Annotated in this window: 1 protein-coding gene; it reads left to right on the top strand. The window is 62.6% G+C overall.

From position 1 onward, the window contains the following. Positions 1-13: 13 nt before the first annotated feature. Positions 14-278: hypothetical protein (locus tag ACZ3HG_RS23425; protein WP_465334730.1), on the top strand; the 265-nt coding region annotated here is incomplete at its 3' end.

Below are 278 nucleotides of genomic sequence, written 5' to 3'. Positions count from 1 at the left end.
ACGCGCGGAAATTATGCGTGCCGTCGAATCTCGACCCGCCCCGGAGCTGAACGCGGATGCCGGAGAGTGGTCGGCATCGTTCGACCTCGGGGAGGGGAAACGTTTCCTACGAGCTCTGAACAAGAAGCTCGGGGGTGAGCTCGCCGGGCCGCTCGGCAAGGCGCTGATCAGCGTTGTGGAGACGGCGCCGCAGGATGCCGAGGACCACGTCCTCGTGAATACGGATTTCGGTACCGTTCGAATCGGATGGTTCATCGACGATGTCGAGACCGTCGATG

Source organism: Erwinia sp. PME.40.26/001 (genome assembly GCF_055556675.1).
Note: the sequence above shows the minus strand (reverse complement) of the source record. Positions and strands in the feature narration are given on the sequence as shown.